Source organism: Micromonospora palythoicola, assembly GCF_036689795.1.
GTDB classification, from domain to species: Bacteria; Actinomycetota; Actinomycetes; order Mycobacteriales; family Micromonosporaceae; genus Micromonospora; species Micromonospora palythoicola.
In genome coordinates this window covers 20105-46707 of the sequence record NZ_JBAGKI010000004.1, presented here as the reverse complement: position 1 = coordinate 46707, position 26603 = coordinate 20105, and the positions used below count along the sequence as shown (strand labels likewise).

Here is a 26603-nt window from a genome sequence, read left to right as displayed (position 1 = left end):
GCAGCTATCCGGTCGTGGCCCGCGTGGATTCGATGTACGCCGAGATGGACGCCACCGTCGGATTGCGGAACAGCTGGTCCACTGGCACCTCGACACCCAGTTCGACGATGAGGGACCGCTGAATTCGGGCCATTATCACCGACTGGCCACCGAGGGCGAAGAAGTCGTCGTCGACAGCCACGTCGTCCCGCCCCAGTTCGCGGCGCCAGATCGCGTGTACTCTTTCGGTGATCATCACGTTCCCTTCGTCGGTCATCGGGCCGGTGACCCGGTCCGCAGCTCGTCGAGCAGCGCCGCGCGGTCGACCTTCCCGTGCGGCGTCAACGGCAGTCGGGCGATGGTGCGGAATCGGGCCGGGACCATGTTCCGCGGCAGGGACTCCAGCAGGCGGGCACGCACGTCGTTGTCGGCCAGCTCGGCACCGGTCGGCACCAGGAAGGCGGTCAGCTCGCAGTCGCCGGAGTCGTCGGGGCTCACCACGACGGCGGCCTGCCGGACTCCGGTCAGCCGGCCCAGCGCCCGTTCGATCTCGTGCGGATCGATGCGCATGCCGCGTACCTTCACCTGCGTGTCGATCCGGCCCAGGACGATGAGCTGACCGGTGTCGGTGACGTAACCGCGGTCACCGGTGCGGTAGATCCGCACCGGAGCGCCGTGGATCTGGATCGTGGTGAATCGCGCCGACTCGGGACCCGAGCCGTTCAGGTAACCCGCGCCGACGCTACGTCCGGCGATGCAGATCTCGCCCGGTTCCCCGGTGGGTATGCCGCGCAGCTGCTCGTCGAGAATGTGGATGTCGGTGTTGTAGCCGGGCCGGCCGACCGGCGCGACGTCGTGCTCGTCGCTGCGATAGTCGGCGAGGTCGTACGAGGTCGCGACGTCCGCGCACTCGGCGACGCCGTACTGGTGCAGCAGGGTGCAGGTGTTCCCCTCGGCCCTGGCCCACTCCAGGACGCGTTCGACGTGCAGCGGCTCCCCGCCGAACAGCACGTAGTCCAGCCGGGTGAGGGCGTCTCCGCCGCTCGCGACCTCCCAGTCCACCAGGACGTAGAGCGTGGACGAGGCGCAGTTCACCGTCCGGATGTCGTGCTCGGACAACATCCGGTACGCCATCGCGGCGTCGAAGTTCCGAGTGGCCATGAGGTACTGGGTGGCGCCGCAGAACAACGGCATCATCAGGCTGCGCTGCGAGAGGTCGAATCCGAACGCGCTGACCACGAGGTTGTGCGACCCACGGTGCAGGTCGAACTCGAGGGTCAGCCAGTTCAGGAGGTTGAACCAGTTCTCGTGCCGGACGGCGGTCAACTTCGGCGTACCGGTCGAGCCCGAGGTGAAGACCGCATAGCAGAGGTCCTCGCCGGTGAGCGGCACGTCCGGGTTGACCACCGGCATCGCCGCCAGCGCGTCGGACGCCTGCGCCAGGTCGATGACCGGGGCGTTCGCGCACTCCACCAGCTCGACCGTGGCGGGCGCGGCGACGATCGCGGCGAGCTGCGGTATCTGCCCCAACAGCAGTCGCAGGCGTGCGGCCGGGTACGCCGGGTCCAACGGTACGTAGGCCGCACCCGCCTTGAGGGTGCCCAGGATGGCGACCAGCATGTCGATCGAATAGTCGAGGCAGACACCGACCTTGGCACCAGGGCCGTGCCCGCGCTCGGCGAGCAGATGCGCGAACTGGTTGGCCCTGGCGTTCAGGTCTCGGTACGACAACCGCTGCCCGGCACAGTGGACCGCGATGGCGTCGGGAGTGTCCGCGGCGTGTGCCTCGAACCGGTGGTGGACCACCGGCACCGAGGGCAGCGGTACTCGTTTACCCGGAAGAATCATCAACCTACTCCGATGTGACGGGTGGCCGGCCGGCCTGCAGCCGGTAGCGGCGGATCACCCACTTGGGACCGAGGGGATGCCGGATCACCACGAGGGGGACGGTGCGGCGTCGTCAGGCGACGCGCCGATCGACGGCGTCGAGGACACGGGTGACCCATTCGTCGACGGAGAGACCGCGCGCGGCGGCCAACCTCGAGTAGCAGTCCAGTTGGTTCGCGGACAGCTCGATCGTGATCTTGGTGGTCGAGCCCTTGCGTTTCTCGGCGTCGCTCGCCTCTGGCAGCTGCACGACGCCCTGGCTCTGCTCGCCGTCGGCGACCGGGGGTGCGGCGTTCGCGCCGCGCTCGGCCAGGCTGGCCCGAACCGCCTTGCGGAGTTCGTTGCGCGACCATTTCTGCTGCTCCGCCTTGCGGAGCCAGTAGTCCTGCTCCGCCGGTGCCAGGCGGGCCAGCTCGGCGTGGTGGGCGAAACTGAGCGTGTCCCGCCGGCGGCCCTGCTCGAACCGCCGGGCCACCCACGCGTAGTTGCGCAGCGTCTGGTAGTCCAGGCCGGTTCGCTCGATGGCCTCCCGGTACCGCCGCCACCCGTAGGTGGCCTCTCCGAAGATCAGCCAATCGGCGAGCCACCAGGCCGACGAGTTCGCCAGCTCGCGGAGACTGCTGCCGATCTGTTCCCAGGATCGCTCGGACAGACCCTGCGGGAAGACCATTCCCGACTTCCGTACCGTCGCCTGGTTGCCGACGAACGAGACCACGAGATCGTGCTGCACGGGTCCGCCGGCGCTCACCGGTCTGGTTCGGCATTCGTCCACGGTCTTCACTGATGTCCCCCAATCCTTGTCGAAACCAGAGGCGGGCGGCGCGAGTTCACCCGAGCGAACCTCCAGCCGCCCGGCCCGCTCAGCCGCGCTCGGCCATCCTGGTCATGTACTCCGCCACTTCGCGCTGCCCCCCGGCTGCTTCCTGAAAGTGTCGGCACACCTGACCCTGCGTCTCACGGTTCTGTTCCTGACTGAGCTTGAAAATCGCCTCGGACCGGGTGACGGTGAAACGAAAGGCGCCAACCCCGGGAAGAATGCGGCGGAAGTGGCCCATCGAATCGGCCATGTCCCAACCGTTTCCGAATTCGGCCTCCAGGGTCCCCGCGGTCGCCCGCACCACCGCCAGCGTCTCCTCCGCGGTCCCGATCGGCTCGATCACGCCGCGCAGCTGCACGGCCGTGTAGTTCCAGGTCGGCGCCGCTGGCGTGAACGGGTACAGCGTCGGCGAGACGTATCCGTGCGGGCCGGCGAAACTGAGCACCGCGGGCGTGCCGGTGCGCAGCGCCTTCCACTGCGGATTCGCCCGGTTCATGTGGCCGAGCAGCGTGGTGCCGGTCAGGTCCGGCGAGTCGTGGGCGGCCGCGGCCGGATCCGCGATGACCGGCAGGTGGGTGCCGAACGGCCCGTCCGCGTCGGCACCGTTGGTCATCAACAACGCCAGCGGATTCCGCCGAATCAACTCCCCGATCCACTGTGGGTCGGGCTCCCGGTACATGCGAGGCACAAACATGACGCTCCACTCCTCCGCGAGATACGACGACGGTCAGTTCGCCGCCATGGCCTCCCGTAGGCTCCGCGGGCGCAGGTCGGTCCAGTTCTGCTCGACGTATTCCAGGCAGGCGGCCTTGACGTCCGCGCCGAAAACGACCCGCCAACCAGCCGGCACCTCGGCGAAGACCGGCCACAGGGAGTGCTGGTCCTCGTCGTTGACCAGGACGTAGAAGCTGCCGTTCTCGTCATCGAAAGGGTTCGTGCTCACGTGCCACCGTCCTTGAGATCGTCGCGGAATGACTCGGGTTCGAATCGAGATGACGCCCGACATTCAACGGCCGCCGAATAAATGCCAGGTCATCGTAGGCGCCGGCCGCAGATACCTGTCAAGGATGGCGATACCCCTGTTCCGGAGGGCTCTCCCCCAACCATTTACGGGGCCCCTGTCGCAGAAACGTTCCCGCCCGAGACGGCCCCTATTCTCGTCCGGCAACCCCTATAGGTGGCTTCGGGACGTAGACACCGCATTGGCGACAAATACGCTTACTACTCGGCAGACGCTGAGCCGAACCATCCTGAGAGGGACGCCGGTGCCCGATCACGGCGAACGCGCTGCGTTTCGGACACGACGAGGACGGTGGAGAAGTGAGACGTTCAGCGGTTTCTGTTTCGGGACTGCGCAAGAGCTACGGCGACAAGGTGGTCCTCGACGGCATCGACTTCGACGTCCCCGCGGGATCGGTCTTCTCCCTGCTCGGCCCGAACGGGGCAGGCAAGACCACGACCGTGAACATCCTGACGACCCTGATGCGGGCCGACGCCGGCACGGTGCACGTCGCCGGACACGACGTGACGACCGCGACCAGGCAGGTCCGCTCGGCCATCGGCGTGACCGGCCAGTTCGCCGCGGTGGACGAGCTGTTGTCGGGCCGGGAGAACCTGCGCCTGGTCGCGGACCTCAAGCACCTGCGTGCCGGTGACACGGTCGTCACGCGGCTGCTGGAACGCTTCGACCTGGTGGCGGCCGCGGACAAGCTCGCCTCGACCTACTCCGGCGGCATGCGACGCAAGCTCGACCTGGCGATGACGCTCGTCGGCAACCCGGACATCATCTTCCTGGACGAGCCGACGACCGGCCTCGACCCACGTAGCCGGCGCACGATGTGGAGCATCGTCCGCGAGTTGGTCGCCGACGGCACCACGATCTTCCTGACCACCCAGTACCTCGAGGAAGCCGATCAGCTCGCCGACCAGGTGGCGGTCCTCAACGAGGGCCGGCTGGTCGCCCAGGGCACCCCCGAGCAGCTCAAGCGCCAGGTCCCCGGCGCACACCTGCAACTGCGGTTCGCCGAGGTGCACGACCTCGACGCGGCGGCCCGGATCCTGGGCGCCGTCACCCGGGACGACGACGAGCTGACCCTGCAGGTGCCACACGACGGTGAGCCGCGGTCGCTGCTGGCCCTGCTCAACCGCCTCGACGAGCAGTCGATCACGCTCCGGGAGTTCGCCGTCCGGACCCCCGACCTCGACGACGTCTTCCTGTCCCTGACCGAGCACTCCGCCACCAGCCGCCCGCGTGAGGAGGCGATCGTCCGATGAGCACTGTCGCGACCTCGTTCGGTGACTCGACCGTCATGCTGCGCCGCAACCTCCGGCACACCCTGCGCAACCCGACCACGGTGTTCAACGCGATCCTGTTCCCGATCGTGATCATGCTGATGTTCGTCAAGGTGTTCGGCGGCGCGTTCGACGTCGGCTCCAGCTACATCGACTACGCGACACCGGGCCTGCTCGTGATGGCGGTCAGCTACGGGCTGGGGGCCACCGCGACGGAGGTGAACTCCGACATGACCAAAGGCATCATCAATCGTTTCAAGGTCATGGACGTCTCTCGGGGATCCGTGCTGACCGGGCACGTGATCATGACCACCCTGCGCTGCCTGGTGGCCTGCGCCGCCATCATCGGAGTTGCCTTCGGGTTGGGCTTCCGCCCCAGTGCCGGTCCCGTCGACTGGCTCGCCGCGATCGGCGTGATCGTGCTGCTCGGCTTCGCGGCCGGATGGCTCACCGTGGCGTTGGGGCTTGCCGCGAAGACCGTGGAGTCGGCCGGCATCGCCACCGTACCGCTGATCATGCTGCCGTTCCTGAGCAGCGCGTTCGTGCCAGCGGACTCGATGGGCGCCGGCATGCGGCAGTTCGCGGAGTACCAGCCGTTCACCCCGATCATCGAGACGCTGCGCGGGCTGTTGATGGGCCAACCCTCGACCGGTAGCGCGCTGGCAGCCGTCGCCTGGTGTCTCGGGCTGGCGTTCATCGGATACCTGTGGTCGGTCTCCACCTTCAACAAGCGCGCGTGACACATCGATCCCTCACTATGTAGTTGGGCCCGGGCGCCAGGGCGGACACCCCCGGCACCTCGGCCCCCGTGGCACCGGCTCGACGAACCTTGATCGCCGAGCCGGTGCCGCACGGTCGACACGCCGCACCGACCGGCCAACGCTCACACCGCGGCACCCGCCTCTCTCCCTGGGAGTGACAATGACAGCGAACCCCGTCGAAATCGCCGACCTGCGCAAGTCGTTCGGCTCCGTCAAAGCGCTCGACGGCCTGCACCTGACCGTCCGTCCCGGTGAGATCGCCGGATTCCTCGGCCCCAACGGCGCCGGGAAGTCGACCACGATCCGGGTGCTGCTCGGCCTGCAGCGCCGCGACTCCGGTACCGCCCGGCTCTTCGGTGGCGACGCCTGGCGCGACGCCGTGGCCCTGCACCGCCGGCTCGCCTACGTTCCCGGTGACGTGAGCCTGTGGCCCAACCTCACCGGCGGCGAGGCCATCGACTACCTGACCCGGCTGCACGACACGTCCGACCGGGCGGAGCGGCGAAAGCGTAAAGCCACCCTGCTGGACCACTTCGAGCTCGACCCGACCAAGAAGGCACGCACCTACTCGAAGGGCAACCGCCAGAAGGTGGCGCTCGTGGCCGCCTTTCTCATCGACCCCGAGCTCTACATCTTCGACGAGCCGACCTCCGGCCTGGATCCCCTGATGGAGGCGGTCTTCACCGAGCACGTCCAGCGGGTCAAGGACGCGGGACGGGCGGTGCTGCTCTCCTCGCACATCCTGAGCGAGGTGGAGAAGGTCTGCGACACCGTCACGATCATCAGGAGTGGTCGTACGGTCGAGTCCGGCACCCTCGCCGAGCTGCGCCACCTGACCCGTACCACGGTCAGCGCGCTGGTCGTCGACGACCCGGCGGCCATCACCGGACTCGCCGGTGTCCACGACGTCACCACCACCGCCGCCAGCGGCGACGTCACCAAGGTCGACCTCTCCGTCGACAACGCGCAGATCGGCGCGGTCCTGGCCGCGCTGTCGCGGCTGGACGTACGCGGTCTCACGGCCACCCCACCGTCGCTGGAGGAACTGTTCATGCGGCACTACGGCGCGGAACCGGCCGCCGCGGCGCCCCGAGACGTCGAGGCGGTGACCCGATGAGCACGCCGACCGCCGACATCGCTCGGCAGGCGCCGCCCACCCGCCCCGCGACGACACGAACTCCGGCGTCCAGCGCCACCCTGGCGGGCACCGGCTACCTCCTGCGGTTCATGTTGCGACGCAACCGGGTCCGACTGGCGGTCTGGACGGGTTCCCTGGTGGCGTTCTGCGGTTACTACGTGGTCGCCATCGCGGCGGTCTACCCCACCGCCGCCGACCGGCAGAACCGGGCCGACTCGATCGCGAACGCCGGTGGCACGCTGCTGGCCGGACCGGGTTACGGGCTGGAGGACTACACCATCGGCAGGATGTTCGCCAACGAGATGGCGCTGTGGTTGATGGCGCTCCTGGCGACGATGAACATCCTGCTGATCGCCCGCAACACGCGCGCCGAGGAGGCGAGCGGCCGCACCGAACTCGTCCGGGCCCTGCCCATCGGACGGCACGCGGGCACCGTGGCGGCGTTCCTCATGGTGATGATCGCCGACGCCGCCTTCGCCCTGTTCGGCAGCGCGCTGATGATCAGCGCCGGGCAACTCGCCGCGGCGGACACCTTCACCCTCCTGACCGGTGTGATGCTCACCGCCCTGGTCTTCGCCGCCGTCACGACGGTGACCAGCCAACTGACCGTGCACAGCCGCGGTGCCTCCGGCCTCGCCTTCGCGGCACTCGCCGCCGCGGTGCTGATCCGGGGCATCGGCGACATCCAGCGGGAACACGGCAGCTGGTTGTCCTGGCTGTCGCCGATCGCCTGGACGCAGCAGACCAGACCGTACGCGGACGTCCGGCTCTGGCCGCTCGGCCTGAGCGTGCTGGCGATCGTCGTGGCGCTGGTCGTCGGGGCCGTCCTGGCGTCCCGGCGTGACCTCGGGGGCGCCCTTCTGCACGGTCGGCCCGGTCCCGCCGCCGCCGCGCCGTCGCTGGCCAGCCCGTTCGCGCTCGTCGTCCGCCAGCAGCGCGGGGCGTTGCTGTGGTGGCTCGTGGGGTGTGTGGCGATGTTCGGACCCGCCGGGCTGTTCCTCGGCGCGGACTCCGGTGACGCCCTCCAGCGGATCGCCGAGCAGAACGAACTCACCGAGACCATCTTCGGTGACGACCCGATCCTGGCGTTCCTGGCCATCATGATGCTGCACAACGCGCTCGCCGTGGCCGTGTTCAGCACCGCCTCGGTGCTGCGGGTGCAGACCGAGGAGGACGAGGGCCGGCTCGGGCTGGGCCTGTCCCGGCCGACGTCGAGGACCACCGCACTGCTCGCGCACCTGGGCGTCGCCGGGATCGGCGCGCTCGTGCTGCTCGTCGCCGGCGGTGCCCTGCCGCTCTGGGTCGGCGCCTCCCTCTCCGGCGGCGACACCAGTCTGCTGATCCTGCTGAAGAGTGCCGGTGCGTTCGCGCTCGGCATCGCGGTCCTGATCACCTTCACCGCGGCGCTCTACGCCTGGGTTCCCCGGGCGAGCGCGCTCGCGTGGGTGTTCTGCGGGATCATCGTGGTGGAGCGGTTCTTCGGATCGGTCCTCCAGCTACCCACGGCGGTCAAGGCCCTCTCGCCGTTCTGGTGGGTCGGCAGCTACCCGAACGCGCCCCTCGATCCGGCACACCTGGTGGGTCTCGGCGTGGCGGCGGCCGCGCTGCTGGCCCTGGCGGTCGCCGGTTTCCGCCGGCGTGACCTCAGCGCGGGCTGAGCACCTGTTCGACCGCCCAGCGTCGGGCGGTTCCCGATGGCCCTGGCCCGACGGCCGGGGCCATCGGCGCTACGGCCGCCAGCGACACCGAGCCAGGTTCACCCGGTGGACGCCGAAGGCCGCCGGGCGTACCAGCGACGGCCCGGGGCGGCGGTGACACCGTGCGCCACCGTGCTCGCCACCACCACCAGGCTCCCGGCAGCCCACAACCGGGGGTCGGCGACCCCGTGCTCCTGACTGTGCGTCAGATAGAACAGCGCCGACACCCCGACCGGGCCGAACCAGCCGAGAAACACCGCGCTCCGCCAGGACATCCCCAGCGCCGGCTTCAGCGCCAGCACCACCGGCAGCCGACGCAGCAGCAGCAGCGCGACGACGAAGGCGAGGACCGGCCACCCGAGTTCGACCCAGTCGCGCCACGGCACCTCGATGCCGAGCAGGAAGAACAGCGGCAACACCAGGTAGCGGGTCAGTGCGTCGTCGAGTCGCTGCTGCGACGCGCGGGAGCGGCCACCGACGACCGCGTTGTACGCGAGACCGGCGACGAAGACCGCGAGAATCCCGTCCGTGTACGCCAATCGGGCGACTCCCAGCGCGGCGACGCCGAGCACGATCGTGAAGACCAGCAGGGAGCCCCGGTCCACGTCCTCCCGCTCCTCCGCGGCCAGGATGGCCCGGCCGGCGGTCCAACCGACGGCCACGCCGATCACCAGCGCGCCAACGACCGCCCAGATCACCTCGACGAGAGCGCCGCTCAGCGACCCGGACGTGACGACGGCCAGGGCGAGCACGACGAAGGCGAAGGCGAGGCCGTCGTTGGCGCCGGACTCGCCGCTGATGACCTGCCGCAGCCGGGCCGGGAGTTCCCGCTCGGCGGGCCGACCGGAGACGACGCTGGAGGCCAGCACCGGGTCCGTCGGTGTCACGCACGCGCCGAGCAGCAGCGCGAGGGCCAGCGGAAGACCGAGGACGAGCCAGGCCAGGCCGGCGCTGACCACCGCCATGCCGACCATCGCGACGGCGAGCAGCACACCGACCGGTCGGATCACCGACCGGTAGGCCGGCAGCGGAAAACGCAGCGCTACCGCCATCAGCGAGATGGCCAGCAGTATCCGACTGGACTCCACCATCAGCCCCGTCATCTGGTCGGCGGGCAGGTCGATCAGGCCGAGCACCGGACCGGCGAGGACACCCAACGACAGCGCGAGCAGCGGCTCACTGACCGGTGCCCGTCGCACGGCACTGGACCAGAAGGCCAGCAACAGTGCCAGTACCCCCACCAGGGCGTAGCTGAGATGCAGCCGATTCATTCCCGGTCGTTACCCGTTGCCTCCCGTGGCATACCAGCCGGTTGCCGCCCGGTCGGGTGGACCGTCCCGGTCCCGGCCCGCTCGATCCCGACCAGCCCTGGTGCCCGCGTCCGCCGTTGTCGGGTTGACATCAGATGCGTGTGCGGTCCGCCGCCGGCCGCATAGCCTCCAGCCACTCGCCAGACGGCAATCGGGAGGCGCGGTGGCGACCCGGGACCGGCACGACGCCCAGCCGCCCACGACCACGGTCCGGCCGGCTGTGGCGCTGCCGACGCCGGGCGGCGCGATCCGCGGCCTCGGTGAGAAGTTCGCCGCCAACCCGGTGACCGGCAGCGCCTCGCTCACCGTGCCGCTCGGCGCCACCGCCGGTCGCTCCGGCTTCGGCCCGGACCTGGCGATCGGCTACGACTCGGCGGCCGGGCAGAGCGCTTTCGGCTACGGCTGGCAGCTCGACCTACCGACGGTCAGCCGGCAGACCGAGCGGGGTGTGCCCCGCTACCGCGACGACACCGACGTCTTCGTGCTCTCCGGCGCGGACGATCTGGTCCCCGCCCCCGACACCGTGGTGGTCCGCGACGGCTACCGGATCCAGCGGTACCGACCGCGCATCGACTCCGGCGACGCACGCATCGAACGGTGGAGCAGCATCGCCGACCGGACCGACGTGCGCTGGCGGGTGATCAGCGCGGACAACGTCACCTCCTGGTACGGCCGCGACCAGGCCAGCCGGATCGCCGACCCCACCGAGCCGGACCGCATCTTCAGCTGGCTGCTCTGCCAACGCCATGACGACAGGGGCAACGTCATGGTCTTCGAGTACCAGGCCGAGGACTCGTCCGGTGTGGACGCCCATCGCGTCGACGAGCACCACCGCACCGACGCCGGCCGCGGCGTCAACCGGTACCTCAAGCGGGTGCGTTACGGCAACGAGACGCCGTACCACCCGGGTGACGGGGCGGAGCTGCCCACCGCGTGGCACTTCGACCTGGTTCTCGACTACGGCGCGGACGGCGACGAGGCGTGGCCGGTCCGCGCGGACCCCTGGTCCAGCTACCGGGCCGGGTTCGAGGTGCGGACCTACCGGCTGTGCCGGCGCGCGCTGATGTACCACCGGTTCCCGTCCCTCGGTAACACCGCGCAGCTGGTCGCGTCGACCGATTTCGGCCACCAGGTCCGCGACGGGTACACGTTCCTCGCGACGGTGACCCGACGCGGGTACGACGGCACCGCGAGCGGCGAGCTGCCGCCGCTGTCGATGTCGTACCAGCAGGGCGTGGTGGACCCGGTGGCGCACGAGGTGACCGGCCTGCCGTACGGGTTCGACGAGACGACCCGGTTCTGGGTCGACCTCGCCGGTGAGGGTGCCGCCGGCCTGCTCGCCCGGCACCGCGGCGCGTGGTGGTACGCGCGCAACCTGAGCCCGTCGACCGGCCGGGCGCGGTTCGCGGCACCCCGCTCGACCACGGCCCGGCCCAGCGGGGACACCGGTCTGCTGCTCGACCTCGACGGCTCCGGCGCGCCCGACCTGGTCCGCCTGACCTGCACCGGATCCGTCGTCGCCCGCCGCGCCGACGACGGCGCCTGGCGGGGGGCCGAGCCGCTGACGGCGGCGCCGGTCCCGGCCGGGGATCCCGCCGGCGCGCGCCTGCACCTGGCCGACCTGACCGGCGACGGCCTGCCGGATCTGGTCGCCGAGAACGCCAGTGGGGCGCGGTGGTACGCGTGTCTCGGCCGGGACGGTTTCGCGGCGGCGATGGCGCTTGTGGACGGCGCCACCGGCGCTCCGCTGCCCCGCTTCACCTCCGGCGAGGGCACCGAGCTGGTGCAGTTCGCCGACATGACCGGCGACGGCCTACCCGACCTGGTGCGCGTCGGCAACGGCGCGGTCCGGTACCGCCCCAACCTGGGCCACGGTCGATTCGGCGCCTGGGTCCGCATGGCCGACGCCCCCTGGTTGGACGGGCCCGGCCAGTTCGACCCGCGCCGGGTGCTGCTCGGCGACGTCGACGGGACCGGCCCGGTCGACCTGGTGTACCTGGCCGCCGACGCGACCCGGCTGTATGGCAACCGCAGCGGCAACGGCTTCGCGCCGGCCCGTACGCTCACCGGGGTGCCCACCCCGGACCGGGTGACCGGCGCGGCTCTGATCGACCTGCTCGGAGTCGGCACCGCCTGCCTGGTCTGGTCCACGCCGCCGCCCGCCGGCGGGCGGACACCGCTGCGCTACCTGGACCTGATGGGCGGGGTGAAACCGCACCTGCTGATCGGCTACGACAACGGGCTGGGCGCGCAGGTGCGGATCGAGTACCGCCCGTCGACCGCCTTCTACCTGGAGGACGAGGCGCGGGGACGGCCCTGGGCCACCCGGCTGCCCTTCCCGGTGCAGTGCGCGTACCGGGTCACCACCACCGACCGGGTCCGGGAGACGGTGTTCGTCCGCCGCACCTCCTACCACGACGGTTGCTACGACCCCAGGGAACGGGAGTTCCGTGGCTTCGGCCTGGTGGAGACGCAGGACACCGAGAGCTACGACAGCTTCGCCGGTGCGGCGAACGCGTCCGACCCGAGCCTGCACCAGCCGCCCGTGCTGACCCGTAGCTGGTACCACACCGGCTCCCTGGCCGGGGAGGGCCTGCTGCACACCCGCCGGGCGCAGTACTTCGTCAACCCGGAGTGGGCCGAGCACCGACTGGCGGAGCCGGTGCTGCCGGCCGGGCTGACCGACGACGAGTACGCCGAGGCGGTGCGCGCCCTCAAGGGGCTGCCGCTGCGTACCGAGGTGTACGCCCTCGACGGGTCGGCGCGCGAGGATCTCCCGTACACGGCGACCGAATGGTCCTACCAGATCCGGCGGGTGCGGCCACGCGTGTTCCGGGTGGCCCCGGCCGAGGCGGTGCGGTACGGCTACGACCGGGTACCGGCCGATCCCCGGGTGGAGCACATGCTGGTGCTGGAGCTGGACGACCTGGGGCTGGTCCGCCGCTCGGCGAGCGTGGTGTACCCGCGTCAGCGGGTCGACCCGGCGCTGCCGGAACCGGTCCGGGTAGCGCAGGCCCGGCGGCACGTCACGTACACCGAGCACGACCACACCGCCGATGTGTCCACCGCCGACGCGCACCGGTTGCGGGTGGTCCACGACAGCCGCGGCTACGAACTCGCCGGGCTCGACGCGCCGGCCGGCTTTTTGTCCCGCGCCGACCTGCTCGCCGCCGTGGCCGGCGCCCCACGTGTGCCGTACGAGCAGCTCGACGGCGACGGCGTCCGGCTGCGGCTGCTCGCCCGGTGGCGGGTCGACTTCCTCGCCGACGACCTCAGCGGCCCGCTGCCGGCGGGCACCATGCAGTCGCTGGGCCTGGTCCACCGGGTGTACCGGCTCGCGCTCACCGACGGTCTCGTGGCGGCCGGCTACGACGGTGCCGTCTCCGCCGCCGACCTGACCGCCGCCGGCTACCTCCCGGGCGACGGCGGGTGGTGGCTCCCGTCGGGCACCGACGTCCTCCCGGCCGACGCCCGCGAGCACTTCTACCTACCGGCCGGCCATCGCGACCCGTTCGGTCTGGTCACCACCGTGGAACGGGACCACGACCTGCTGCCCCGGCGGATCACCGACCCGCTCGGCCACCAGACCTCGGCCCGCAACGACTTCCGGGTGCTGGCACCGGACCTGGTCACCGACGTCAACGGCAACCACCGGGCCGTGCGCTACGACCCGCTCGGGGTGGTCGTCGCCTCCGCCGCGGCCGGGCAGGACGGCGAGGGTGACACCCTCGCCGATCCGACCGCCACCGTCGAGTACGACCTGTTCCGGCAGCCCGCCCGGCTCGTGGTGCGGCACCGGGAGCAGCACGGTGCCGCCAACCCGCGTTGGCAGGAACGGCACGTCCACCTCGACGGCACCGGCGCCGCGCTGACGACCAAGACGCAGGCGCCACCCGGTCCGGCCCGCTCCGTCGACCCGGAGACCGGCCTGGCGGTCGAGGTCGACACCGGCACCGAGCTGCGCTGGATCGGCACCGGACGGACGATCGTCGACAATCGTGGCGCTCCGGTCAAGCAGTACCAGCCGTACTTCAGCACCACCCCCGACCACGAGTCGGAGGCCGTCCTCGTCGAGACCGGGGTCACTCCGGTGATCCGCTACGACCCGGTCGGCCGGATGATCCGGGTGGACGCGGCCGACGGCACCTTCACCCGGTTCGAGCACGGCGCCTGGCTGACCCGCGAGCACGACGCCAACGACACGGTGCTGGACAGCCTCTGGTACGGCGAGCGCGGCTCGCCGTCGACCGCCGATCCGGAGCCGGCCGACCCGCACCGGCGGGCGGCGTGGCTGGCGGCGGCGCACGCCGGCACGGCGACGGAACGTCACCTCGACGGACTCGGCCGTGAGGTGCTGGCCAGCGCCGACAACGGTGCGGACGGACCGGTCCGCTCCCGGTCGGAGGCCGACCTGGCCGGGCACGTCGTGACCGCCTTCGACGCCCGGGACCGCCCGGTCGCCACGGTGGTCACCGACCTGCTCGGCCGCGCGGTACGGGCGCACGGCGCGGAGCGGGGCACCCGCTGGATGCTCACCGACGTAGCCGGCACCCCCGTGCGGGTGTGGGACGACGCGGGACGGGTCTTCGCGACCGGGTTCGACGCCTTCCGTCGGCCCACCACGACGACCTGCACCCACCCCGGTGGGCAGGCCGTGGTGGGCCGGGTGGTCTACGGCGACGCGCATCCGGAGGGGGCGCGGCGCAATCTGCTCGGACTGGCGCACGTCGTGTACGACGCGGCCGGCTCGGTGACGCTGGAACGCGCCGACTTCCGGGGTCGACCGGTCGAGCTGACCCGCCGGTTCACCCACGACATCCACTCGCCGGTGGACTGGAGCGGTGATCCCGACGCGCTGCTGGAGCCGGCCGGGCACACCGCGTCGGCGCGCTACGACGCCGTGGACCGGGTGACCGAGGCGACGCTCGCCGACGGGACCGTGCTGAGCCCCGGCTACGACGTGGCCAACCGGCTCGTCGCGCTCACCGCCACCGGGCACGGGTCCACGCACACCTTCCTGGTCGGCGAAAGCTACGACGCCCAGGGCCGGCGGCTGAGCGTGGAACTCGGCAACGGCGCGGTCACCCGGTACGCGTACCACCCCCGCTCGCTGCGGCTGACCGGGGTCACCACCACGGCTCAGGGCGGTGGCCGGCTCCAGGATCTCGCGTTCTTCCACGATCCGGTCGGCAACGTCACCGAGATCGTCGACGGGGCGCAGCAGACCCACTTCTTCGCCAACGCGGTGGTCCGGCCGGACACCCGGTTCACCTACGACGCGCTCTACCGGCTCGTGCGGGCCAGCGGGCGGGAGCACGCGGGGCTGGATCAGACCGACCACACCGACCCGGTGCCGGTGGCGCTGCCGCACCTCAACGACGCGACGGCGGTGCGCCGGTACCACCAGCTCTACCGCTACGACGACCTCGGCAACCTGACCGAGGTGCGGCACGTCGCGGACGGCGGCGGATGGACGCGGCGCTACCGCTACGCGTACGACGCCGATCCGGCCGACCTCACCAACCGGCTGCTCGCCACCAGCCTGCCCGGTGACCTGCCGGGGACGTTCAGCGCGAGCTACGGACACGACGCGCGCGGCAACATGGTCACGATGCCCCACCTGGCGTCGCTGAGCTGGGACGTCTTCGACCGGCTCGCCGGCGCTGACCTGGGTGGCGGCGGCACCGTCCAGACGGCGTACGGTGCGGGCGGCGACCGGGTCCGTAAGGTCGTGCAACGGCAGGGTGGGCTGCGCACCGAGCGGCGGTACCTGGGCCCGGTCGAGTTGTACCGCGAGTGGATGAACGGCACGTTGCGGCGGCAACGGTGGACCCTGCACGTCTCCGACGGTCAGGGGCGGCTGGCGCAGGTCGACACGACCACGGTGGGCGACGGGCCGGTGGGCGTTGCGGTGGTGCGGTACCGCTACAGCAACCACCTCGGCTCGTCGATGCTGGAGACCGACGCGGACGGGGTGCCGATCTCCTACGAGGAGTACCACCCCTTCGGCACCACCGCGTACCGCTCGTCGCGGCCGTCGGCACACCACAGCCTCGCGCGCTACCGGTACACCGACGGGGAGCGCGACGAGGAGACCGGGCTCTACCAGTTGGGGGCCCGGTACTACGCGGCCTGGCTGGGGCGGTGGACCAGCCCCGACCCGGCCGGCTTCGTCGACGGGCCGAACCTCTACGCCTACTGCCGCAACAACCCGGTCACGCTGGCCGACCCGACCGGCACCAACGGCGGCCGTCGCCGGCTGCCGTACGAGTATCCGGAGCTGAACAGCGCGATGGCGGCCGACCCGGGCAGCTTCCGGGACACCGGCGAGGTGGCCGCCACCCACGGCAGAAGCGGCACCGAACTCCGTTGGCGAGTGCTCCAGCACGACACCTTCGGCCGGGTCTGGCAGTACGCCGGGGCGGTCACCGGCCCGTACCACACGGTCGTCTGGGGTGGTCCGCCACTCATCCGCGAGTCCGACGCGTTGGCCCGCTGGTCCGACGCCCGGGTCGGACCGCCGGCACCGCAGCCGCAGGAGGGCGGCGACCTCACCGGGCCACCAGGTCCCGCCGAGCCGACACCCCCGGAGGCCGACAGCGCGGGCGGCGGGGGTGACGAGCCGGCACCGGAGGCCGGGCCCGGCACCGAAGCGGGCACCGGCCAGGAGCCCGGCGAGGCGCCGGGCCGCAGCGGCGGACAGGGCGCGGTGACCATGTGGGACACCCACCAGCGCCGCCAGTACATGCAGGGCAACCGGGCCGCCTCCGACGCGGCGCAGCGGTCGATCGCGCAAAGCGTCGCCGAGGGCAACACCGACGACGCGATGCGCACCGCGCAGGAGGTGTCGGAGGCCCGCAACGCGCGGCGGCTGGCCACCCAGAGCCGGCTCAGCCCGGGCAGTCGCGCCCTGTCCCAGGTGATCGAGGGCGAACGCAGCTTCGCCTCGATGCTCAGGACGTACCTGAACCGGCTGCCCGGTGTGGAGGGCGGCCGACCGGTCCCCTCCCCTGGTCCGGGCGAGACCGCCCGGCGGATCGCCGTGGCGGCCGGCGAGAGCCGGGGCTCCCTGAAGGTCCTCACCAGGATCGGGCGGGTGGCCGGCCCGGTGGGGCTCGCGTTCGGCGCCGTCTTCGGCATCCACGCGGTGGCGACCGCGCCGGAGGGGCAACGCGGCCGGGTCGCCGCGCGGGAGATCGGCGCCTTCGTCGGCGGCGCGATCGGCGCCTCGGTCGGGATGTCGGCCGGAGTGGCGCTGGCCGGCGGCATCTCCGGATTCCTGATCGGTCTCGGCGTGATCAGCGGCCCGATCGGGTGGCTGGCGATCGGTCTCGGCCTGCTCGGCGCGGGGTTGGTCGGCTGGTGGTGGAGCCGGCGGGGTGGCCAGCTCGGCGAAGCGATCTACGACTGGTGGTAGTGGTGACGACGTTGGAAATGAGGCCGACATGCCGGTGAACGACGGACGGGACGAGGAGACGGTCCGGCTCGCCCCGGTCGTGGCACGGGACCAGCACGAGTTCACCACGGCCAGCAGGACCCGGGTGGCCCGGCTCCACCGGCTGCTCGCGCAGGCCGGGCAGCAGGTCGACCCCGGGGAGGTGGCCGCCCGCACGTTCGGCCCCAGCACGACCGCGGCCCTGCGGGCGGTGACCGGCGGCGCCGTCGTCACCGACGAGGTCACCGCGCGGCTCAAGGCACGCGCGCTCGCCGCGAAGCTGAGTTCCCGGACCCAGGTCGCCGGTGCGCAGCGGGCGCTGCGCCGGGCGCTGGAGATCGCCAAGGTGAGCGCGCCGATCGACGGCGCCGAGTTGCGTTCGCGGGAGGTGGGTCCGACGACCCGGGCGGCGATCACGGCGTTCCAACGCCGCTACGGGCTGCCGACCACCGGCGAGTTCGACCCGGTGACGTGGGAGCGGATGGCCTCGGTGAACGCCTCCCGGCCGCAGCCGGTCCGGGCGCTTACCGTCAAGCCGGACGTGCCGCTCACACCGGTGCGGAAGACGTTGCGGCTCAACATGCGCGGTCCCGAGGTCGGGCGGGCCCAGCAGGCGCTGGCGAAGCTGGGTCTGACCATCGCCGTCGCCGAACACGGCCAGCAGCGCTTCGGTGGCACGACGCGCGCGGCGGTGCTGGAGTACCAGCACCGCAAGCACCTGCGGGCCACCGGGCACCTGGACAGACCCACCCTGCGTGCGCTCAACCTGGAGATCACCGGCGGTGCGGTGACGCATCCGTACCGGCTGCGGGGCACGGTCCGCGACGAGCACTGGCGCGGGCTGGGCGGCGTGACCGTACGGGTGCGGGAGCGCCCGGTCCGCGGCGAAGGGACGCTGGTGGCGGAACGGCGGACCCTGGCCAACGGTTTCTTCGACATCCCGTACCCGGCGGCGGCCCGGCCGACGCAGCTGGAGGTCACCTTCGTGCGGGCCGGGCAGTCGCTGGGCAGCCGGGTGGTGGCCAACCCGAAGATGATCTCCTGGGTGAACCTGACCCTTGGCGACCAGCCCTACCGGGGCACGAGCGACTTCAAGACGCGGATGCGCGCGGTGGCGGCGGTGCTCGACGGCATCGCAATCACGGACCTGGTGGAGACCGAGCGGGACCAGGAGGTCACCCGGGTCGCGGTGGCGGCGCGGCTGACCCAGGACGAGGTGATGCGGCTGCTGCTGGCGCACCGGGTCGCCGCCGAGCTGGGCGCGCCCTTCACGCCCGCGACCTGCTACGGCTTCCTCGCCCAGAACCTGCCGCCCACGCTGCCCGACGACCTGCTGGCCGCCACCGACGAGTGGAACGCCGTCGACCGGCTCGTCGACGACACCGCCACCGGGCTCGGCTTCCTCGACCCGGAGACGGCGACGGCGGCCTTCGACGCGGCGACCGCCGCGAACCTGTTCCCGATCGGCGTGACCCGGCAGCGCGACCCGATCCTCGCCGCGCTCGCCGCCCGCCGGACCGCGTTCACCCTCGACAAGCCGATCCTCACCGGCTCCGGCACGCTACGCGGCCTGCTGGCGGTCTCCGCGGTCGACGAGTCGGCCTTCGGCACCGTCGCCGACGCCTTCCTGCGGCACCAGGGACCGGGACCGGAGTTCTGGGCGGAGCTGACCGAACGCGCCGCCCAGGTCGGCGGCGAGGCCGTCGTCGCCGACCTGCGCACCACGGTCGAGGTGGCGCAGGTGGCGGCGAACGACAGCGCGCTGGTACAGCACCTCAAACGGGTCATCGCCGACCCCGACGACCCGACCCTGACCAGTGCCCGGGGGCTGGCCAGGCTCACCGTCACGCAGTGGCGGTCCATGGTCGAGGTTGTCGGCGGCGGGGTGGCGACCGAGCTGGCCGAACGCGCCGAGCAGCTCTTTCCCGACGTCGCTCTCGTCGCGCACGTCGGCCGGGCCACCGGGCATGGTCTCGCGCACGTGCCGCAGGTGGCCGAGTTCCTCGACGAGCGGCCCGACTTCGTGCTGCGCGAGGCGAACGTGGACAGCTATGTGGCCCGCAACGCCCCGGGCACCGACCCGGCGGTGGTCGGCGAGTTGCGCGTGGTGCAGCGGGTGCACCGCCTCGCCCCGGACGCCGACACCGGCAGCCGACTGCTCGCCGCGGGGCTGCACAGCTCGGCTCAGCTGCTCGCGCTGGGTCAGGACGGGCTGGCCCGCGCCCTGCCCGGGGTCGGTGCCCTGGCCCGCAGTCACCTGCTCGCCACCGCGCAGCTGCAGTACGCGCAGGTGCTCGACCGGATCGCCGAGTTCCGCCGGGACCTGCGCCCCGGTGACCCGTACGTGCTGGCCGAGCAGAACCTGACCGCCGAGCAGGTGCAGGAGGTGCTCGGCGAGATCCCGAACCTGGAACTGCTGTTCGGGCCGCTCGACTACTGCGACTGCCCCGGCTGCCTGTCGGTGTACAGCCCGGCGGCGTACCTGGCCGACCTGCTGCGCTTCCTGGGCAACCGGTCGGCGGTCGCACCCGGCACGACCGTGCTGGACGTGCTGCTCGACCGGCGGCCCGACCTGGCCGACGTCAAGCTCAACTGCGCCAACACCGAGACACCGATGCCCTACGTGGACCTGGTCTGCGAGGTCCTGGAGAGCCGGATCCCGGGCGCGCCACCCGCGCCGCAGACGTGGCAGACCACCCGGGCCGCGGCCGAGGTCCGCGCCTTCCCGGAGCACCAGCGCACGGCGGCGTACGACACGCTGCGGCAGGCCGACCACCTCACCGGTGGCTTCGACCTGTGGCAGGAGGAGGCCCGGCTGCTCCTGGAACACCTGGGCGTGCCCCGCCCGGAGCTGATGGCGGCGTTCGCCGGCACCAACCCGACCGAGGTGAGCGTGGCCGGTGAGTACTTCGGTCTCTCCTCGCACGCGACGACGCTTGTCACCACCGTCGCGGCGGACGCCGCCACGCAGACCGACATCTGGGGGCTGGACGCGACCCGCACCCAGCTCTCCGTGGCCGAGTTCCTCCAGCACAGCCGGCTGTCCTACGACGAGCTGCTGGAGCTGCTGCGGGTGCCGTGGTCCGGGCCGGTCACGCTGCACCGCCCGGACGGGACGTGTGACCTCGACCGGCAACGGCTCACCGGGCTCACCCCGACCGTCTTCGACCGGCTGCACCGGTTCCTGCGGCTGTGGCGGCACACCCCGTGGCGGCTGCACGAACTGGGGCAGCTGCTCGCCGCGCCGGGCGTGTGCGGTGGCGCGCTGGACGGTGCCGCGTTGGTGTCGCTGCACCGGTTCGCCCAGGTGTGCCGCCGGCTGGCACTGCCGTTCACCTCGGCGCTGTGCCTGTACGACACGATCGGCACCGCCGCCGAACCGGGCCAGGTGTCGCCGTACGACGCGTTGTTCCAGAACAAGCTGCTGACCAACCCGGTGGATCCGGCGTTCACCCGTCCGCTGCCCGGCACCGAGCCGCTCGCCGCGCACCGGGCGACGCTGGCCGCGGCGTACCAGGTCACCGAGGCGGAGCTGGTGCTGCTGCTGGCCCGTACCGGCCCGCTGCTGACGCTGGACACCCTCACCGTCGCACTGCGCCACGTCACGCTGGCCCGGGGGTTGCGGATCCCGATCGCGGACCTGCTGCTGCTGGTGGACCTGTGCCACGGCACGCTGCCGGATCCGTTCGCCACCCCGCAGGCCACGCTGGAGCTCATCGGCCGGTACGAGGAGATCGCCCGGTCCGGGTTCGCCGTGCCGGAGGTGGACCATCTGCTGCACCACCGCCCGGACTCCCCGTTCGAGCCGCGTGCGGACACCGTCACGCAGCAGGTCGAGGCGTTGCGGGAGAGCCTGCGCAGCACGCCGGCCGCGGACCTGCACGGTCAGATCGTGGCGCACGTGGCGGTCACCTTCGGCTTGGCCGACCAGCAGAGCGCGGTCCTGCTCGACGCGCTCGGACTGCTCACCGACCTGTCCGACCCGGCGCTCACCGAGCAGGACTCCGACGGCGTCTTCGTCAACCCGGTCACCCCGGTCGCCTTCCCGGCCATCTACCGGGCCTGGCACCTGCTGCACAAGACCGCGATCCTGGTGCGTCGGCTGCGCGTCGAACCGGCCGTGCTGGGCTGGCTGTTGGACCGGGCCGGGACCGCCGGCTGGCTGCACCCGGGCGACCTGCCGGTCACCGCCCCACCCGCCGGGCCGCTGTTCGACAGGTGGCGGCAGCTGGTGCGCTGGCTGCACCTGCGGGCCCGGTATCCGGAACCGGAGGAGGTCACCCTCGCCGGCATCTTCGACGCGGCGCTGGCGGCGGCCCCGATCGGCGAACTCCGTACCGCCCTGGGCACCCTCGCGCACGCCGATCCCGGTGATCTGAGTGCCCTCGACGGTGGGGATCCGGCCGCGTACGCGGACGTGGTGCGGCTGGAGCGGATCCTGCACGTGCTCGGACTGGCCCGCCGGCTCGGTGTCGACGTGGTGACCGCGCGCGGCTGGGCGCGGCGGGACGGCTCGGCGACGGCACAGCGGGCCGTCACCCGCGAGATCGGGCAGATCGTCAAGGCCAAGTACGACCACGACGTGTGGCTGGCCCGGATCACCCCGATCCAGGACGCGCTGCGCGAACGCAAGCGCGCCGCCCTGGTGGCGTACCTGCTGGAGGAGTCCGCCCGCAGCACACCGCCGACCATCAGCGTCGACGGGCGCGAGTGGGCCAACCCCGCGTACTGGCGGGACACCAACGACATGCTGCGCTGGTTCCTGCTCGACGTGGAGATGTCCGCCTGCCAGCTCACCTCGCGGATCAAACAGGCCATCGGCTCGGTGCAGATGTTCGTGCAGCGCTGCCAGCTCAACCTGGAACGCCCGCTGGTGGTGATCTCCGCCGACGAGGCCGCCGACACCACGTCGCTGGACAGCTGGCGGCAGTGGACGTGGATGAAGAACTACCGGGTCTGGGAGGCCAACCGCAAGGTCTTCCTGTACCCGGAGAACTGGATCGAGCCCGAGCTGCGCGACGACAAGACCCCGTTCTTCATCGACCTGGAGGACGACATCCTCCAGGGCGAGATCACCGACGCGAGCTGCGAGACGGCGTTCCACCGCTATCTGCGCAAGGTGCACGAGGTGTCCCGGCTCACCGTGGTCGGCACGTACCACGAGATCGACGCCGGCACCAACGTGCTGCACGTGGTGGCGCGCACCCCGGCCGACCCGGCGCGGTACTTCTACCGCACCTTCGACCTCGGCTACGGGCGCTGGACGGCGTGGGAGAAGGTCGAGCTGGACATCGTCGGCGATCACGTGGTGCCGGTCGTCTACAACCGACGCCTGCACCTGTTCTGGCTGGTCTTCGCCGAGAAGACCCAGCAGGTCCGCAAGCAGCCGCCCGCGCGGGCCACCGAGACACCGGCCGACACTCCGGAACCGCCGAAGCTGCTGGAGATCCAGCTGGCCTGGAGCGTACGTACCCCCGACGGCTTCGCCGCCCGGCGGACCTCGCCGTTCCTGCTGGTGCATCCGTGGCAGCGGCCGACCTCCGCCTACCATCTCAAGCCGCGCCACAAGTCCCGGGAGAACCATCTCTGGCTGGACGTGTACCTCTCCACCACCCGGGAGTTCAACAACACCCGGTTCTACGACCCGTACGCCGACCAGTACGCGTACGTGACGAAGAACCGTTTCGACGAGCGGCTCCGGCCCTGGCACTCGTCGTCGTTCGTCTTCGACGGCGAGGTGGTCGCGCTCAAGCTCAAGCCGTTGCGCGGGCAGTACCGGGTGCTGCTGCCGGGCGGCATCATGTCGGAGCATCCGGTCGTCACGGACTCATACGCGTACGTGCACGACTCGCTGGACAGCCGGACCCTGGCGCCGCTGAACGGTCCGTACGAGATCGCGCCCCGGCTGGTGCTGCCCGAGGGAATGCACTTCGAGTTCACCCGGCTGACGAACAACCGCCGGCACGCGGCCAACGGCAACACGGTGCGCGTGATCTCCGGCGGCACCAGCGTCACCCTGGCCCGGGGTGGCAAGGCACCGTTCGAGGTGGCCCAGTCCCCGCACCAGATCCAGTACGACGTGCAGACGAATCTGTCGCCGCTGCTCTACCAGGACCGCAGCCGGTCGTTCTTCATCCTGCCCCGGTGGCGGCCGATGCTGATGTCCTGGTGGGGCGCCAACGCCGGGATCCAGTGGTTCACGGTGCTCGGCTTCACCTGGTACCCCTTCCACCACCCGTACACCGCGCTGTTCCTGCGCGAACTTGGCCGGTCGGGGCTGGACGGCCTGCTGAACCGGCGGATCCAGCGGTTCCCGCAGCACTACCCGCCGGGCAACGCGTTCACCTTCGCCGGCTACCAGCCGGCGGCCTGGAACGCGGCGGACAGCACCGCCGCCACCGACGTGGTCGACTTCACCGCGTACGGCGCGTACGCCCAGTACAACTGGGAGATCTTCTTCCACGCGCCGCTGCTGATCGCCGGCAAGCTGGTGGCGAACCAGCGGTTCGAGGAGGCGATGCGGTGGTACCACCGCATCTTCGATCCGACGAACACCGAGGCGCTCTCCGCGCCGCAGCGTTACTGGATCACCAAACCGTTCTTCGACCAGAACAGCGAGGACTACCGCCGGCAGCGCATCGAGACGCTGCTGAACAACCTCGCGGGCAACCTCGACCAGGTACGGGAGTGGAAGAACAACCCCTTCAACCCGCACCTGATCGCCCGGCGCCGGCCGGTGGCGTTCCAACGTGCCGTCGTGATGAAGTACCTCGACCTGCTCATCGCCTGGGGCGACCAACTGTTCCGCCGGGACACCCTGGAGTCGATCAACGAGGCGACGTTGCTCTACGTGCTCGCCGCCGAGCTGCTCGGCCCCCGCCCGGTGAAGGTCCCGCCGGTCGAGCACGCCGAATTCTCCTACCGTGAGCTGGTCGCCGAGGGCCCGCTCGACCCGTTGGGCAACACCACGGTCGACGTGGTCGTCGAGAACTTCGTGCCGGCCCCGACCCCGGGCCCGGTCGACGATTTCGCCGCGCCGGGCGTACCGGCGGCGCCGCTGCCCCACCTGGAGGTGCGGTACTTCGGCATTCCCGCGAACACCCGCCTGTTGTCGTACTGGGACACGGTCGCCGACCGGCTGTACAAGGTGCGCAACTGTATGAACATCGAGGGCGTCGTCCGGCAGCTGCCGCTGTTCGAGCCGCCGATCGATCCGGCGCTGCTGGTCAAGGCCGCCGCTGCCGGCATCGACCTGTCCAGCGTGCTCGGTGTCGGCGCGTTGCCCGCCGGCCAGTACCGCTTCCGCACCCTCGCGGAGCGGGCCGCGACGCTCTGCGCCGAGGTCCGCGCCCTGGGCGAGCGGCTGCTGTCCGCCCTGGAACGCCGCGACGCCGAGGGGCTGGCCCTGCTGCACGCCGGCAACGAGGTCTCGCTGCGGCAGGCTGTCCGGGCCGTCCGCGAGGAGCAGGTCGACGAGGCGCTCAAGACCCGGGCCGCGCTGGAGAAGGGGCTGCCCGTGGTGGACAAGCGCATCCAGTACTACGGCGACATCCCGCGGATGAACGCCTGGGAGATCGCCGGTACGGTCAGCCACGGCCTCGGCATCGTCTCGGAGATCGTCGCGACGGTGCTCAACGCGGTCGCCGGCGGCACCGCCTTCATCCCCTACATCACCGCCGGTGCGGCGGGCTTCGGCGGCTCACCGCTGTTCACCGTCTCGTACGGGGAGCAGCCGTCGAAGTCGTCGTTCAACTTCGCCGCCATGTTCACCGGGCTCTCCGGGATCCTGCACCACGCCGGCGAGATGATGACCACGCAGGGTGGCTACACCCGGCAGGACGAGGCCAACCAGTTCAACAAGCGGCTGGCGGAGCTGGAGCGCCAACAACTCGAGGTGCAGATCGAGGTGGCCGGCATCCGGCAGGGCATCGCCGAGTTGGAGCTGGCCAACCACGAGTTGTCGATCGCGCACGCCGACGCGGCGCACGCGTACCTGACGGAGAAGTACACCAGCGCCCAGCTCTACGACTGGCTGGTCGGGCGGCTGTCCACCACGTACTTCCAGGCGTACCAGCTCGCCTTCGACCTGGCCCGCCGGGCGGAGCAGGCGTTTCGGCTGGAGCTGGCCGAGCCGGGCGCGAGCTTCGTCCAGTTCGGCTACTGGGACAGCCTGAAGAAGGGACTGCTCGCGGCGGACCGGCTCGGCAACGACCTGCGCCGCATGGAGGTCGCCTACCTGGACCGGCACGCTCGCGAGTTCGAGATCACCAAGCACGTGTCGCTCGCCGAGGTGGCTCCACTGTCGCTGCTCGCGCTCAAGCTCACCGGCAGCGCGACGGTGGCGTTGCCCGAGTGGTTGTTCGACCTGGACTACCCGGGCCACTACCGTCGGCGGATCCGGTCGGTGGCGCTGAGCGTCCCGTGCGTCGTCGGGCCGTACACCAGCGTGAACTGCACGCTGTCGCTGACCAACAACGGCATCCGGCTCACCGACAGCGTCGCCGGCGGATACGGCGACCCGCTGGCCGGGCCGGATGAGCGGTTCGTCCGCAACCCGGTGCCGGTGGCCGCGATCGCGACGTCACACGGCGCCAACGACCGTGGCATGTTCGAGCTCGGTTTCGTCGACGAGCGGTACCTGCCGTTCGAACTCGCCGGGGCGGTCAGCGAGTGGCGCATCGACCTGCCGAGGCAGAACAACCGCTTCGACTTCGACACGATCGGCGACGTGGTGCTGCACCTGGACTACACGGCGGTCGCCGGCAGCACCGCGTTGGCCGACGCGGCCCGGGCGAACCTGGCTGCGACGTTGCCGACCGCCGGCACCCAGCTGTTCGTCCTCGACGAGCAGTTCGCCACGGGCTGGCACCGGATGCTGCACCCGGAGGAGGACGGCGAGCAGACGCTCACCGTCACGCTCACCCCCGACCATCTGCCGTTCTGGGCGAAGGCCCGGATCGCCGACGGCGGCACCGCGACGGTCACCGGCGTCGACGTGGTCCTCGACGCGGCCGAGGCGTTCGACGGGCAGGTGGCGGTGCCCGGCGGTTCGTTCACCGACGTGCCGGGCCCGCTCGACGGCGCTTTCGGCGGCGTTCCGCACCTCGCCCTGGTTCCCGCGCCGGGCACCGCCGTGCTCGGCGAGTGGCGGTTGCGGCTGCGCCGGGCGGGCAGCACCGGCTGGACCGGGCTGGTCGAAACCGACGTCCACCGGGCCTATCTGGTCCTCCGCTTCACGGTGTCCTGACGGCTAGCCGACACCACGGTTGCCGGCCGCGCACCCGGGT

General features: G+C 71.4%; 12 protein-coding genes. 6 read left to right on the top strand and 6 right to left on the bottom strand.

Annotated elements, in window-relative coordinates:
• Nucleotides 1-4: 4 nt before the first annotated feature.
• The 5 genes from V5O40_RS02940 to V5O40_RS02920 form a co-directional block, all read right to left on the bottom strand.
• Entirely contained in the window at nt 5-235 is a 231-nt protein-coding gene (locus tag V5O40_RS02940) for an acyl carrier protein (RefSeq protein WP_332904009.1), read from the bottom strand.
• Between the two features lie 17 nt (nt 236-252).
• On the bottom strand, nt 253-1827 hold the full coding sequence (locus V5O40_RS02935) for an amino acid adenylation domain-containing protein (protein WP_332904008.1): 1575 nt from the start codon (nt 1825-1827) through the stop codon (nt 253-255).
• 112 nt (nt 1828-1939) lie between these two features.
• The gene (locus V5O40_RS02930) at nt 1940-2596 is read right to left on the bottom strand and encodes an LmbU family transcriptional regulator (protein ID WP_332904007.1); all 657 of its coding nucleotides are present in this window, start codon (nt 2594-2596) and stop codon (nt 1940-1942) included.
• Between the two features lie 130 nt (nt 2597-2726).
• The gene (locus tag V5O40_RS02925; protein ID WP_332904006.1) at nt 2727-3377 is read right to left on the bottom strand and encodes an FMN-binding negative transcriptional regulator; all 651 of its coding nucleotides are present in this window, start codon (nt 3375-3377) and stop codon (nt 2727-2729) included.
• A 33-nt stretch (nt 3378-3410) separates the two neighbouring features.
• Complete coding sequence (locus V5O40_RS02920; RefSeq protein ID WP_269742079.1) at nt 3411-3626, bottom strand: MbtH family protein; 216 nt, start codon at nt 3624-3626, stop codon at nt 3411-3413.
• A gap of 377 nt (nt 3627-4003) precedes the next feature.
• Between V5O40_RS02920 and V5O40_RS02915 the strand changes: the two genes are divergently transcribed.
• From V5O40_RS02915 to V5O40_RS02900, 4 genes are all read left to right on the top strand, one after another.
• The gene (locus V5O40_RS02915; RefSeq protein ID WP_332904005.1) at nt 4004-4957 is read left to right on the top strand and encodes an ATP-binding cassette domain-containing protein; all 954 of its coding nucleotides are present in this window, start codon (nt 4004-4006) and stop codon (nt 4955-4957) included.
• The gene (locus tag V5O40_RS02910; protein ID WP_332904004.1) at nt 4954-5715 is read left to right on the top strand and encodes an ABC transporter permease; all 762 of its coding nucleotides are present in this window, start codon (nt 4954-4956) and stop codon (nt 5713-5715) included. Before V5O40_RS02915 ends, V5O40_RS02910 begins: the two co-directional genes overlap by 4 nt.
• A 181-nt stretch (nt 5716-5896) precedes the next feature.
• Nucleotides 5897-6853, top strand: a complete 957-nt coding sequence (locus tag V5O40_RS02905) for an ABC transporter ATP-binding protein (RefSeq protein WP_332904003.1) — start codon at nt 5897-5899, stop codon at nt 6851-6853.
• Entirely contained in the window at nt 6850-8532 is a 1683-nt protein-coding gene (locus V5O40_RS02900) for an ABC transporter permease (protein ID WP_332904002.1), read from the top strand. The genes V5O40_RS02905 and V5O40_RS02900 overlap by 4 nt, the downstream gene beginning before the upstream one ends.
• A gap of 98 nt (nt 8533-8630) precedes the next feature.
• Here V5O40_RS02900 and V5O40_RS02895 read toward each other — a convergent pair whose 3' ends face one another.
• Nucleotides 8631-9842, bottom strand: a complete 1212-nt coding sequence (locus V5O40_RS02895) for a cation:proton antiporter domain-containing protein (protein WP_332904001.1) — start codon at nt 9840-9842, stop codon at nt 8631-8633.
• A 202-nt stretch (nt 9843-10044) separates the two neighbouring features.
• Here V5O40_RS02895 and V5O40_RS02890 point away from each other — a divergent pair, with 202 nt between their 5' ends.
• Both V5O40_RS02890 and V5O40_RS02885 read left to right on the top strand, forming a co-directional pair.
• Nucleotides 10045-17298 carry a SpvB/TcaC N-terminal domain-containing protein gene (locus tag V5O40_RS02890; RefSeq protein WP_332904000.1) on the top strand — a complete coding sequence of 2418 codons (7254 nt, stop codon included), beginning with the start codon at nt 10045-10047 and terminating at the stop codon, nt 17296-17298.
• Nucleotides 17299-17326: 28 nt separating this feature from the next.
• Complete coding sequence (locus V5O40_RS02885) at nt 17327-26563, top strand: Tc toxin subunit A-related protein (RefSeq protein WP_332903999.1); 9237 nt, start codon at nt 17327-17329, stop codon at nt 26561-26563.
• Nucleotides 26564-26603 lie beyond the last annotated feature (40 nt).